At 49.9% G+C, this 11548-nt stretch carries 16 protein-coding genes; 7 read left to right on the top strand and 9 right to left on the bottom strand.

The window, feature by feature from the left end:
* The 4 genes from A8O25_RS23540 to A8O25_RS15515 form a co-directional block, all read left to right on the top strand.
* Positions 1–186: hypothetical protein (locus A8O25_RS23540; RefSeq protein ID WP_206598698.1), on the top strand; the 186-nt coding region annotated here is incomplete at its 5' end.
* Positions 187–356: 170 nt separating this feature from the next.
* Positions 357–1493, top strand: coding sequence for a BRCT domain-containing protein (locus A8O25_RS15525; protein WP_066836521.1), 1137 nt, complete (start codon positions 357–359; stop codon positions 1491–1493).
* Between the two features lie 50 nt (positions 1494–1543).
* A complete protein-coding gene (locus A8O25_RS15520) occupies positions 1544–2260 on the top strand; it encodes a VIT1/CCC1 transporter family protein (protein WP_066836520.1) in 717 nt (238 codons plus the stop codon).
* Between the two features lie 188 nt (positions 2261–2448).
* The gene (locus tag A8O25_RS15515; protein WP_066836519.1) at positions 2449–3837 is read left to right on the top strand and encodes an MBL fold metallo-hydrolase RNA specificity domain-containing protein; all 1389 of its coding nucleotides are present in this window, start codon (positions 2449–2451) and stop codon (positions 3835–3837) included.
* Between the two features lie 296 nt (positions 3838–4133).
* On the opposite strand, the gene A8O25_RS15510 is transcribed toward A8O25_RS15515, so the two are convergent.
* Both A8O25_RS15510 and A8O25_RS15505 read right to left on the bottom strand, forming a co-directional pair.
* Positions 4134–4571 carry a hypothetical protein gene (locus A8O25_RS15510; protein WP_066836518.1) on the bottom strand — a complete coding sequence of 146 codons (438 nt, stop codon included), beginning with the start codon at positions 4569–4571 and terminating at the stop codon, positions 4134–4136.
* 231 nt (positions 4572–4802) lie between these two features.
* A complete protein-coding gene (locus A8O25_RS15505) occupies positions 4803–5210 on the bottom strand; it encodes a hypothetical protein (RefSeq protein ID WP_066836517.1) in 408 nt (135 codons plus the stop codon).
* A gap of 253 nt (positions 5211–5463) precedes the next feature.
* On the opposite strand from A8O25_RS15505, the gene A8O25_RS15500 reads away from it, so the two are divergent.
* From A8O25_RS15500 to A8O25_RS15490, 3 genes are read left to right on the top strand one after another with little or no spacing between them, the layout of a single operon-like run.
* The gene (locus A8O25_RS15500) at positions 5464–6798 is read left to right on the top strand and encodes a site-specific integrase (protein ID WP_066836515.1); all 1335 of its coding nucleotides are present in this window, start codon (positions 5464–5466) and stop codon (positions 6796–6798) included.
* Entirely contained in the window at positions 6798–7313 is a 516-nt protein-coding gene (locus A8O25_RS15495) for a MerR family transcriptional regulator (protein WP_066836513.1), read from the top strand. Before A8O25_RS15500 ends, A8O25_RS15495 begins: the two co-directional genes overlap by 1 nt.
* A 9-nt stretch (positions 7314–7322) precedes the next feature.
* Positions 7323–7736: a hypothetical protein gene (locus A8O25_RS15490; RefSeq protein ID WP_066836511.1), complete on the top strand. Its 414-nt coding sequence runs from the start codon at positions 7323–7325 to the stop codon at positions 7734–7736.
* Positions 7737–7889: 153 nt separating this feature from the next.
* Here A8O25_RS15490 and A8O25_RS24385 read toward each other — a convergent pair whose 3' ends face one another.
* The 7 genes from A8O25_RS24385 to A8O25_RS15445 all read right to left on the bottom strand — a co-directional run bounded on the left by A8O25_RS24385 (position 7890) and on the right by A8O25_RS15445 (position 11064).
* A complete protein-coding gene (locus A8O25_RS24385; protein ID WP_066836509.1) occupies positions 7890–8195 on the bottom strand; it encodes an HNH endonuclease in 306 nt (101 codons plus the stop codon).
* A gap of 468 nt (positions 8196–8663) precedes the next feature.
* Entirely contained in the window at positions 8664–8969 is a 306-nt protein-coding gene (locus A8O25_RS15475; protein WP_066836507.1) for a hypothetical protein, read from the bottom strand.
* A complete protein-coding gene (locus tag A8O25_RS15470; RefSeq protein ID WP_066836506.1) occupies positions 8966–9178 on the bottom strand; it encodes a hypothetical protein in 213 nt (70 codons plus the stop codon). Before A8O25_RS15470 ends, A8O25_RS15475 begins: the two co-directional genes overlap by 4 nt.
* Before the next feature lie 57 nt (positions 9179–9235).
* Positions 9236–9493 (bottom strand): hypothetical protein, encoded by a 258-nt coding sequence (locus A8O25_RS15465; protein ID WP_153042778.1) that lies wholly within the window; start codon positions 9491–9493, stop codon positions 9236–9238.
* Positions 9494–10128: 635 nt separating this feature from the next.
* Positions 10129–10455, bottom strand: coding sequence for a hypothetical protein (locus tag A8O25_RS15455; RefSeq protein WP_066836502.1), 327 nt, complete (start codon positions 10453–10455; stop codon positions 10129–10131).
* The gene (locus tag A8O25_RS15450; protein WP_066836500.1) at positions 10439–10618 is read right to left on the bottom strand and encodes a hypothetical protein; all 180 of its coding nucleotides are present in this window, start codon (positions 10616–10618) and stop codon (positions 10439–10441) included. The genes A8O25_RS15455 and A8O25_RS15450 overlap by 17 nt, the downstream gene beginning before the upstream one ends.
* A complete protein-coding gene (locus tag A8O25_RS15445) occupies positions 10618–11064 on the bottom strand; it encodes a hypothetical protein (RefSeq protein WP_066836498.1) in 447 nt (148 codons plus the stop codon). The genes A8O25_RS15450 and A8O25_RS15445 overlap by 1 nt, the downstream gene beginning before the upstream one ends.
* Between the last annotated feature and the right edge of the window lie 484 nt (positions 11065–11548).

Raw genomic sequence — 11548 nt, 5'->3', positions numbered from 1 at the left:
GGCTGTTTTGGCCAAACAGCCCTAAAACAGAACGGGTGTATTAATCCGGCGTTTTCTCAGTTTTGCGGCAGCGCAGGCTTAAGCGGCAGCTCCTCAGCTAGCCAGAGGGATTTAACCATACCTCCGCCCTTTCCTCCCCTGATTGCTCCAGCACTACAAGATTTTCCCTATTTTTACTTCTCTTGATGCCCAAAGAGGGTGCCCCTGCCGGAAAGGCTGGAGCAACCAATCTCCTTCTGGGGGAGGAGAGCCCGCTAAGGCAGATCATGTACCGGGGTGATTTTCATCATTAGGGAGTCCCTCTTGCCTTAGGTAACTTTACCGCACCGCAACCTCGGTTTCAAAGCATTCAATTTATGGCTCGGCTCGGTTTCATATTGCTCCTGGTGCTCCACGCCCTTATTCACCTACTGGGCTTTGTTAAGGAATTCCATTTAACCACACAGCACCTGCTAACGGGCAAAACCTCCGTTCCCCTGAGCCCGGCGCAGGCGAAGGCGGCGGGTATTGCCTGGCTTGTAGCCTGTCTGTTGTTTGCCATAGCAGCGCTTTTGTACCTCCTCAGAAAGGAAAGTTGGTGGCTGTGGTTTGCGGGGGCCATTCTGCTGTCACAGTGCCTGATCTTTCTATATTGGCAAGACGCCAAATATGGCACCCTCGCCAATGGTTTACTCCTGGTTGTGACGGTGGTGGCGTATGGGCAGTGGCAATTCAGCCAAATGGTGCAGGCAGAGAAAGGGCCGTTTATGACCGCTCCGGCTGAACCAGCCGATCCCCTTTCCCCCAACCAGGTCGCCCATCTTCCTGCCCCCGTCCAGAGATGGTTGCACCGGTCTAACGTGGTGGGGAAACAGCCCCTTCAGACGGCTTATCTGCAGCAGCAGGGGCAATTGCGCACCTCGCCAGACGGGGCCTGGATGCCGGTACAGGCAGAGCAGTTCTTCACCGTTGACACCCCTGGGTTCCTGTGGGTGGCCCAGGTTCAGGCGGCTCCCATGGTACACCTGGCCGGACGTGATAAATATTACCGCGGAAAAGGGCACATGCTCATTAAACTGCTCTCTCTGTACCCCGTGGCAGATGCCCAGGGCCCCAAGATAGACCAGGGCACCCTGCTCAGGTACCTGGCCGAAATGGTATGGTTCCCCTCAGCCGCCGTCAGCCCTTACCTAAGCTGGAAACCTGTGGATGATACACATGCCGCGGTAACCATGACCTATGCGGGAGTGACCGCAACCGGTACGTTCACGTATTCCCCGGCTGGAGATGTGACCCGGTTTGAAGCCTTGAGATACTATGACCGGCCTACCGGCCCCACGCTGGAAAAATGGGTGGTCACGGTGCCTGAAAACGGCTATCAGACCTTTCAGGGCATCCGGATTCCTGCCCACGCCGCCATCACCTGGAAACTTAAGACGGGTGACTTCCCCTGGTATCAGATTCAGATCACGGGGGCAGCGTTCAACAAAAACTGGCACCAGCAGCATCCATAGCACCGTTTCCCTTTTGAACACGCCCCCGGCCCCTAACCCATAGCTAAAAAATGATGATACCATTCCGCACCAACGTCCCCGCCAAACCCAAAAATCCTGAGTACTTGAAAGATCTGGTATATGGCGCGGTAGACGGGGCCGTCACCACTTTTGCCGTGGTTTCCGGGGTGGCCGGAGCCAATCTTTCCCCGCAGATAGTGGTGGTACTGGGGCTGGCCAATCTGTTTGCAGACGGGTTCAGTATGGCCATCAGCAACTACCTGGGCACCAAAGCCGAACAGCAACAGCTGCTGAAACGGCAACAGGAGATCATGGTGGAGATTACGCAGCACCCAGACAGGGCGCGGGAACAGGTTATGCAGCTTTACGCCACCAAAGGGCTGCAAGGGTCAATGCTGGAGCAGGCCGTTCAGGTCATTACCGCCACCCCGGCCTTGTGGGCAGACGCGCTTCTACAGGACGCGCACGGGGGCGGCAGCCTCAAAACCTCTCCGCACAAGGCTGCTTTGGCCACCTTTGGGGCTTTTTTAGGCATAGGGGCGCTTCCGGTGCTTCCGTTTCTAGTGAATTACTTTTTTTCGGCACCCCTCTCCCACCCCTTCTGGTGGAGCAGCGTGAGTACCGGGGTGGCTTTCTTTGGCATAGGCGCTCTCAAGAGCAGGTTTGTGAACAAGAAATGGGTTTGGTCAGGGTTAGAGACCCTTCTTTTGGGTGGGGCCGCCGCTTCGCTGGCTTACCTGGTGGGGACTCTGCTCAAAGGGATCTAGCCCAACTGCTGACCACCCCGCTGTTTCTGTTTTAGGACTGATTTTCAGAAAACAGCCCTAAAACAGAAACCGCCTTCGCACATCATTGGTGACCAACATCAGGTGGGGTATTGAGTTACATCATCCCTTTGTTTTACTTGTGAAAGGATCTTTGGGCATTTAAAACCTCACCTACTTCTGCCATCGCTATGAAAAACCAGCTTTCCCTTTCGTTCCTGGGTGCTGCCGGCACCGTGACCGGCTCCAAATACCTGCTTTCCGCTTGCGGCAAGAACATTCTCATTGACTGCGGACTCTACCAAGGCAAAAAAGAACTCAGGCTGTTGAACTGGGAGGAGCCGGATTTCCCCCCACAGGGGATAGATGTGGTGCTGCTCACCCACGCGCACCTGGACCATACCGGGTACCTGCCTAAACTGGTGCAACTGGGCTACCGCGGCGAGATCTGGGCAACTGCCCCCACCCTGGACGTGGCAGAGATCATTCTCAAAGACACCGCTAAAATACAGGAAGAAGAGGCCAAACAGGCCAACGAACAAGGGTATTCAAAGCACCACCCGGCGGTTCCCTTCTACGGGCTGAAAGACGTGGAGAAAACCATTAGGGCGTTCAGGATGAAACCGCAGGACAAATGGATTCCGCTGGGCGACCAACTGCGCTGCCGGTTCCGGTACAACGGCCACTTACTGGGGGCCTGCTTTCTGGAGCTGGACGTGGCGGGCAAGCGCCTGGTTTTCTCCGGTGATGTGGGCCGCCCCAAAGATGTACTGCTCTTTTCCCCCCACAAGCCAGAAAAAGCCGACATTCTCCTGCTGGAAAGCACCTATGGGGACCGGCTGCACCCCACAGAAAGCACCAAGGAGCGGCTCCGGGAAGTCATTACCAACACCCTGGCCAAGAAAGGCACGTTGCTCATTCCCAGTTTCGCGGTAGAGCGGGCCCAGGCATTGATGTACCTCCTCTGGCAACTGAAGATGGAGCATGCCCTGCCCTCTATCCCCGTCATCTTAGACACCCCCATGGGTGCCGATGTGCTCAAGGTGTTCTACCAGTCCCAGTCCTGGCACAAGCTCACCGCCCAGGACTGCCTGCAAATGTGTGAAGACATCAGGATTGTGACCTCTTTCAGGGAGACCTGGGAAATCATTGACCGGAAGGAGCCGAAGATTGTCATTGCCGGCAGTGGCATGCTCACCGGCGGCCGCATTCTCACCTACCTGACCCAGTACCTGGAAAACCCGGCTACCACCATTCTACTGGCGGGGTATCAGGCCGAAGGCACCCGGGGGCGGCAGTTGGAAGACGGTGCCAAAGAGCTCAAAATCTACGGCAAGACCTATGCCGTCAAAGCCGACGTGTGCAGCCTGGAGGGGTTGTCTGGCCATGCCGACCAGCAGGAGCTGCTGGATTGGCTAAGCGAGCTGCAGACCGCCCCAGAACAGATTTTTCTGGTACACGGAGAGCCTGATGCAGCAGCTGGCTTACAGAAGAAAATACGCGAAACCCTGGGGTGGGAGTGCGCTATTCCCCAGCGGAACGAGCAGTTCGTCACCACCCTTCCCCAACCAGTGGAGTAAGGGAAAACAGCCTGCCCGGCGTAACAGCCTATAAGTAAAGGCGCTTCCCTCTTTTGGCTTGCCCAGGCCTGGAAGGCAGAGCCGCTATGCCTTTCAGCCATCTGGCAGCGTGTCATTTCTGCCCATTTACAAACGGCCGGGGGAGGTCTGAGACAATTTTATGGGGTGGGCAATGCTTTTTTGCCCCTGGTTGCCAGATCAGCCCCAGCACAAGCGCCTTAGGTACAAGCTAAAAGCCGTTCCCTTGCAAGAGGAACGCTTTTAGGTGTAGCTGGTGGCTGCGCTCAGTTAGGGTTTTAGAAGCGTTTACGGCTGGTTTTGGTCTGTTTGAAGCCTTTCTCCTTTTCCCGCTCCTTCCTGAACTGCTCAAACTCAGCGGGCGGAAGGGTGACGGTATAATCTAGCGCACTGATAATGGTGACATCCTCTTCAAAGTCATACACCACCGTTACCTCCAGGCGTTTGTTTTCATTGAGCACGTACTCCCCGTCTACCTTGTCATAGACGTTGAACTCGAAATCCCCTTCGGGCTGCTTGTTCTTGTCAGCGCGGGCGAGGCAGTCACCGGTAATCACCAGCGGCGTCTCCAGCTCCTCCTCATAGGCGTAATCCTGAAAATACCGCCCGTCTTTCTTGCTGGTGACGTACTGCACCGAGCTGATGTGAATTTCCACGTTTGCCAGCTTACTGCTCCGCTGCTGGGTAATGGCCTTGATGTTGCCTACTGCTTTCATAGTCTTTACATTCACCTCCTGCCAGAAGAGATTCTCCCGTAAAGGTAAGACGAAGCACACAGAAACCCACCCCCCTCGCGCCCACTGGCAAAAGTAATCCCCCTAGAAAAAGAACAGGTATCTGTTTTGGGGCTGCTTTTCTGAAAACAGCCCCAAAACAGATACCTGTTCTTCAAGGTTGGGGACAAAAGCTTAACAGATACTTAACATATAATTCAAGATATAGACCCTTTATTGATACCGCCCCCGGCGCTGCGAATCTTCCAGGAACAGCTGCAGGAAGATCTTTTGGTCAGTGATCACTGAGCGCTGCGTAGGGTAGGCTTCCAGCCTCCGGTTGGTCGTGTACCCAAAATGCTCATACCCCAGACTCACGTTCTTAAACAGCCTCACCGTGGCACGGGGCCGCACAATGCCAATGGAGTTGGAGCCCTCCAGCCCCTCAAACGTGTTCAGCCAATAGTGGTAGTAGACAAAGGCAAGCGAGGCGTAGCGGCCCAGGCTCAGGGTGCTTTCCAGCTTGCCGTGCAACCCGGTGGTGTAGACATAGTTCCTGAGGCCATTCTCATCTGGTGCAAAACGGGTACTGTTGCCCGCCAGCGGAATCACCCCCAGATGCAGGTTGTTGTACAGGTTCACCTGCTTGCTCAGCGGCAGACGCGTAAAAAGGCCTCCGCCAAAACCCAGGGCACCCAGATCAAAATTACGGGTGTTCCAGTAGTCATAGTAATGGCAACCATTTTACGTTTTGTCAAAAAAAGCCGTATATTTGCATTGTTGACGGTTTTCAGACACGCATCCCATTTTACAAAAGTGTTTGAACATACCAAAAACAGACAGATATGATATTCATATTTGTTCATTTCGTTTGAACACTTAATTGACAAAAACTATGGAAGCGAAACCGATACTTTACCGTGGTACCGTGGTGATCTACGCCACACAGAACGGCGACACCCTACGGATCAGCACTGGCATAAAAGCCGACAGACTCACAGCGTCTGGAATGATCCCGCGCGGCGTGGCTCACAACATGGAGATGAACAGCACCATCAAACAGGTGCTGAAGAAAGTCCAGAACCTCATCGACGCGAATGAAGACCTGAAGCCTTCCGAGATCGCAAAATATTACAAGACGGGTGTACGGCCTACGCCACAGCCAACGAAGGCGAACGGCCTGAAGCTGGATCTGTTCGGCGTGATCGACCGTTTCATCAAAGCGTCGATCTCTGGTGAAAGAAGGACTGGTCGCGGGAAGAAGCTGTCGGAAGGCAGTATCGAAAACTACAGGATCATCACCAGCAAGATCCACCAGTTCGCCGAAAAGACTGGATACGACGTACGGAACTGGAAGAACATCAACGACAACTTCTACCACACATACTGTGAATACTGCTGGTACACGCTGGACAACTTCGACGGCACCGTGGGTCGCGACATCATCTTCCTCAGAACCGTCCTGAAGTGGATGATGAAGACCGAACTCACCGACGTGAAGGTGAACCTCGCGAACTGGTACATCCTGAAGGAAGAGTCCACCGACCAAGACTTCATCATCTTTTACGAAGACGAAATCAAACTTCTGGCAGAAATGCCGCTGGTGTTCACGAAGAAAGAGAAGACCGAACGCATGGAAGAGATCAGAGACTGTGTGTTGATGGGTATCTTCACCTGTCTTCGCCTTTCGGATTTGATGAACCTCACCGAAGAAGACCTTTCCATCACACCCAACGAATGGCACATCATCCGTGAGAACAAGAAGACGAAAGCCATCGTTCGGATTCCGCTCTTCGAAAAAGGGATCGAGATCATAAAGAAGTACCGTGGCAAATACCCGACCCTTCTCCCGAAGCGGATTCAGGTGACGTACAACAACAACGTCCGTACGTTGGCGGCTCACTTCGCGGCCTACGTCCAGCAACAGATCGAAGACGGGAAGACCGAAGGTATGATCCTGAACAATTGGGAGAAGTTCAAGTACACCAGAACCAGAAACGGCGTTCACGTCTCTGAAATGGTCGATACGAAGGACATGCTGTCATCGCACGTTTGCCGAAAGTCTGGAATCTCTTTCCTTCTGTCGAAGGGAATGACCGATCTGGAAGTGAAGAAGATCAGTGGTCACAAGTACAACAGCGAATCTTTCTGGAAGTATATTCGCATCGCGGAACAGGTGAAGGACAAGAAAGTGAAGTCGGCGTGGGGTGACGTATTCAAAGTGGCATAATGGCGAAAGATATTTCAAGGCAACAACTGGTAAACCTCAGTGAACTGGTGGACACGGTGAACGAGATCGGGAAAGTGGAACCCCACAAGATCCGTGAGTTCATCGACATCCACTTCCAGAACAAGCGGGTGAAGAACCCCACGGTGATGACCGACCTCAGAAACGTGGAACAACTGAAGAAAGGTCTGGATCTCCTACACGACCAGATCGGTGAAGAGATCACCGCGCTCAGGAAGCGGTTGATGGATCGCGACATCACCCTTCACCCCGACGTGAAGTTGGCCGTGAAGTACAAGCTGTCGAAGGTCGCGGAAATACTGGATGTGTCCAGAGCCACCGTGACCAACTGGACAAACTCGAAGGCGGGTGGGTATTTGCGAAGCTTCGAGGTCGAAGGATGCGCCCGTTTCGTGATCGAAGAAGATCTGGTGGCGAAGTACCGTGAACTGAAGGGTGAAGAACTTCGGATCGACAACGTCTTCAGGGAGAAACACCAGTACTTCACGAACCTATAAAAGAGTATTATGGATCATACACAGATGAACTTCACACAGAGAATGGTGGCGGTGATGCGCTTCTTCCGACCGTGGGTCACCACCATTGAAAGAACTGAGACGAAGTATAGAGCGGCGGCAGAACTCAAAGAAAATGAATTTTGGGTATATGCCAGCAAGTTCGACCCCGTGGACTTCGAGGTACCACGCGAAGCCAGAGAGACACGCGAATGGCTTGAATACTGGCAACCATACGTCACGATCGTCGATTCTTACATTCTTTATGAATTCAAGACATACTGGTACTTATGTCAGGTTGACAAGTCGAAATTTGATCCAGATGAAGTCGATGAAGAGGTACGCGACTGGATGTCACCGTATCGCGATGACGAATTCCTGTGGGTAAACGATAAATTCGAGTATTGGGATCAGGCCAACCGATAAAGAGACAGATATATATACTATGCTTGTATAAACGAAGAAACCGCCCATTCAAGGCGGTTTTACTTCATTCTACGGGTACCACTGGTCGTGTGACATAAAGACATTCCAGACGGCGGGAAAGTGGCGTGGTGGTCAGTAAAACACCATTTTATTTTACAACCTTTTATAAATCTTGTTGAATTCGGTCACCAGAGTCGTATATTCTGAAGTGGTGAATCTTTTATTCAGCTTGTCATTCCTTTTCCAGAGTTCCAATATTATATCGTCTGAAAGGATCATGTCTGTTTTATGTAGATTGCATGGTTCACAACTGGTAACGAGGTTTTTCGGATCATTATCACCACCCTTCGATCGTGGATATATATGATCTACGCGAAGTTTCACACCATCTATGATTGAACTCTTCCCACAGTAGATACATTTAAAGCCATCTCTTTCGTGTATCTTAAAGTATGTCATCTTACTTTTTTACTCTGCATAGGATTTGATCTTTTCAGCGTTTGCTTCATTATATGCCAAAGACTGACAACGTGGTGTACAGTACACCTTTTTCGGGTGATAACATTTAAACTCTTTATCACATCTTTTACAATTTCTTAAAATATAATTCGCTTCCATTCCACTTATAGAAGATGGGTCGGAAAAGTTTGATCTGGTATTCAAGTATTTTCATCATTATTTTTTATGTCATCCAGTACGATCTGGATCTTCTCTTTTCGGATCTGGTTGACCAGAACCCTCACGGCGCTGGTCTTACAATACAGACAGTGGTCGACCAGCCATCGTGTACCACTGCCATCACTTCTCCTTCATCGTTTATCCTGACCGTGTCCAGAGTGATCGGGATGGACGGTGTCTCACTGGTGCTCTGAAGGTGACTGGTCAGAGCGGCTTTGAACCGCTCCGACTGGATCATCTGTTCTGTCACTACCATACCTCACTATCTTTTGAATTTAAAGCCACATCGATCTTTCTCTTCCGATCTTCCACCCGCTTCGCCATCAAAAATGAGTTGATGAAGTCATAGTGATCCATACCCTTCCAGAGAAGTTTATGGCGGTGGGCGCGGTACTCTCTCGCCAGATCCAGTTCCCATCCTTCCAGATATCTATATCCTTGCGATGACAGATCATCGGTACTCGTTTGTGCGATGAAAGACATCAACATCCGAATACATCCGTCGAAGTTGTAGTCATCGACCTTCTTTATCTTCTTTTCTACATAGTATCTCATTTAACACCACCACCTTTCAGTATGATGTCATTCTTTGTCAACAGTTCAGCCAGTATGGCTTTGCGTCTTGCCACGCGGATCGGGTGAAGGTGTCCAGATACCACTTGTTCGTCGATGTCTGCCAGTAGGCTGTACAACAGCTTCAGCGCGTGTTCAGCGTCCAGATTTGCGTTCAGTTCAAGGTTGATCATTCTCAGTGTCTCTTCCATTTCGGTTCGTTATATTTTATAGTATATATTCCGAAGCCGACCCGCTCTTTTGCGTTATCAGGAAATATTTTCATCTGGTTCGTCAAGTATTTTCTGGATCTTCTGTTTGCGGTGCTGGATGGTCATATACTTCACCACATCGACTTCACCCACCACCTCGCGACACTGGATCGACCAGCTTTCGTCACCATAAAAGGCGAACAGATCCACGCGCCACTTCTTTCCCCAATGGTAGAAGGTCGAACCCACCGTCATCAACACCGCCACTTCGGTGTTGTACCACTCTTTGTCATCTTCGTCATATAGACTGTACATGTACATCGCTTTCTCACTTGTTTTTATCTTATATCAGTATATATCCAGAAGTTGTGTTCCCCTTCGAAAAAAAGATGTCGCAATACACTCAGTACTGAAACAAAGCCACCCAAGTCACACCAGTTCAACCAGTTACAAAGGCAGAACGGCAGATGTGCAAACAAAATGTTCAAAAAGTGGTCAAAAAGCGGCCAAAACAGACAGGTGGGATCGGGTGCGTGGCTGGATGGTCAGTCAGTTCATCCTGACACAAAAAGCCCATTTACGCACCGAAAACAAAGGTTTCTTCCCACCTACGGGTGAAAATGAACACTTTTGTAATCAATTATTACGAATTATTTCGTAGATGTCCAGATATAAAAAAAGGACACCGTACTGGTGCCCCTTCTTCTCACATATTGATCAACAGCCAGTCCTGAATATCTTCGATCAGGTCTTCCACGCGAGCCATCCAGTTCCACACGATCTCACATAGGTCGCTACGGTCAAGGAAGTTCGCGTTCGCTGGTGGTACGAAGTGAAGTTGTCTGTACCTTACCTTGAAGCGGCTCGGAAGCTTCGGATATACCAGTATGGCTTCCAAGTTTGTATATCTCTGGTGCGTGGTCAGGATCTCTTCGTAAAATTCGGATTTGTCATTCGATGTCATTCAATAGTCTCTGTATTTTTATCTTCCGTTTGGCGGCTCTGTACTCTGGTGTATCTTGGAACCAGTGGGCTTTATGACCGAGCCATACGGGTACCCTTCGGCGGTCATACGTGATGGTGTCGGTGATCTGACCGTACTGTTTGTCCATGTAGTATATACCAGCGATGAACGTTTCATCATCTGTGAGTGTCCTGAACATGAAGATGATGTTCCTGTTCTTTTCATAAGAATCGATGAAAAACAGGTACGGGTCACGGATCATGTCTTCATACTGCTGTTGGGTGATCACCCCTTCTTCATACTTTGTTATCATTCTGGTCTTCTTTTTCGAAGTGATCCAGTACGCGCTGGATCTTCCTCTTTCTGTTTTCTGCTTTGGCTTCCACCAGTGCTTCTTCCGCGACTCTGGTGAGTTCTTCGACCCGACGTTTGAAGTCTTCTGGATCGTATGGTCTGTGGCTGTGGTCGGTCATCATTATAGTCTGACATATTTCGTGTATGGACGCTCTTCAATTTCTTTCTGAAATTCGCTGTGTCGTTCTGCCAGCGGAATCAAATCACTCCATTTCAAAACTGGTTCCTTTATGATGTAACCATCACGTTCGAGATCACTGATTTTAACAAAATATCGCGGGTTCAATTGAAACCATCGGACTTCATCCTTCACCATATTGGCTTCGAAGTATGAGAAGAACCACCATTTGAACCCTTCGTGAAACCCGTATTCTTTGGCGACTTGATCAAATTGCTCACATAGAACTTCTCGGAGCCGACTGGCTTCTTCACACTTTCTACTTTCTTCTTCTCGCCTCTGGTATTCCGCTTCTTCCCGTATCTGCTTTGATACATCGATCCATATGGTCTTCTCTTTTTTATTGGTCTCTTCCGTTTTACCGAACCATCGTTTGATCATATTCATCATCTCGTTTCTATTATTTTTATACAGTATATATCACGGTGCACCTTCTCCCTTTCGGCTTTTCGTCAAAATATTATGACTTATTTTTGGAAGGCTGGTGTCTCGCTGCGCTCGCCCCCAACCATGACGTAATACTGGTTATATGATCAGATCTTCTTTTGTTTTGAATCTCTTTTAAAAATACCCAAAAAAATTTCATTATACATTAAGGTACGGCTTATTTCCACACGCGGTCATACCTTCTTTTGCTTTGCCCAAAAAAAAAATCGTTATACATTATTGATAGGATAAACTCTGGAAAGGGAAGATGAAATAAAGAATGATCTGGTTTGGTTTGGGTTTGGTTTAAAGAAGATATAAAATAGAAAGAGATATGGAATCATAATTATCTGAAGTCATTATTCAGTTTGGGTTTGTACGGTCAGAACGCCAGTGATGACCGTACCAGTCAGACAGAGTATTCCAGAATTATTCAACCAGTAGATGG

Origin of the sequence: Rufibacter ruber (genome assembly GCF_001647275.1) — a bacterium.
Taxonomy (GTDB): domain Bacteria; phylum Bacteroidota; class Bacteroidia; order Cytophagales; family Hymenobacteraceae; genus Nibribacter; species Nibribacter ruber_C.
This window is presented reverse-complemented; position numbering and strand designations above follow the sequence as displayed.

Bases quoted from the DNA above. Each gene is read 5' to 3' on its own strand.
- A8O25_RS15525 (WP_066836521.1), top strand. From the start codon at position 357: ATGGCTCGGCTCGGTTTCATATTGCTCCTGGTGCTCCACGCCCTTATT.
- A8O25_RS15520 (WP_066836520.1), top strand. From the start codon at position 1,544: ATGATGATACCATTCCGCACCAACGTCCCCGCCAAACCCAAAAATCCT.
- A8O25_RS15515 (WP_066836519.1), top strand. From the start codon at position 2,449: ATGAAAAACCAGCTTTCCCTTTCGTTCCTGGGTGCTGCCGGCACCGTG.
- A8O25_RS15510 (WP_066836518.1), bottom strand. From the start codon at position 4,571: ATGAAAGCAGTAGGCAACATCAAGGCCATTACCCAGCAGCGGAGCAGT.
- A8O25_RS15500 (WP_066836515.1), top strand. From the start codon at position 5,464: ATGGAAGCGAAACCGATACTTTACCGTGGTACCGTGGTGATCTACGCC.
- A8O25_RS15495 (WP_066836513.1), top strand. From the start codon at position 6,798: ATGGCGAAAGATATTTCAAGGCAACAACTGGTAAACCTCAGTGAACTG.
- A8O25_RS15490 (WP_066836511.1), top strand. From the start codon at position 7,323: ATGGATCATACACAGATGAACTTCACACAGAGAATGGTGGCGGTGATG.
- A8O25_RS24385 (WP_066836509.1), bottom strand. From the start codon at position 8,195: ATGACATACTTTAAGATACACGAAAGAGATGGCTTTAAATGTATCTAC.
- A8O25_RS15475 (WP_066836507.1), bottom strand. From the start codon at position 8,969: ATGAGATACTATGTAGAAAAGAAGATAAAGAAGGTCGATGACTACAAC.
- A8O25_RS15470 (WP_066836506.1), bottom strand. From the start codon at position 9,178: ATGGAAGAGACACTGAGAATGATCAACCTTGAACTGAACGCAAATCTG.
- A8O25_RS15465 (WP_153042778.1), bottom strand. From the start codon at position 9,493: ATGTACAGTCTATATGACGAAGATGACAAAGAGTGGTACAACACCGAA.
- A8O25_RS15455 (WP_066836502.1), bottom strand. From the start codon at position 10,455: ATGATAACAAAGTATGAAGAAGGGGTGATCACCCAACAGCAGTATGAA.
- A8O25_RS15450 (WP_066836500.1), bottom strand. From the start codon at position 10,618: ATGATGACCGACCACAGCCACAGACCATACGATCCAGAAGACTTCAAA.
- A8O25_RS15445 (WP_066836498.1), bottom strand. From the start codon at position 11,064: ATGATGAATATGATCAAACGATGGTTCGGTAAAACGGAAGAGACCAAT.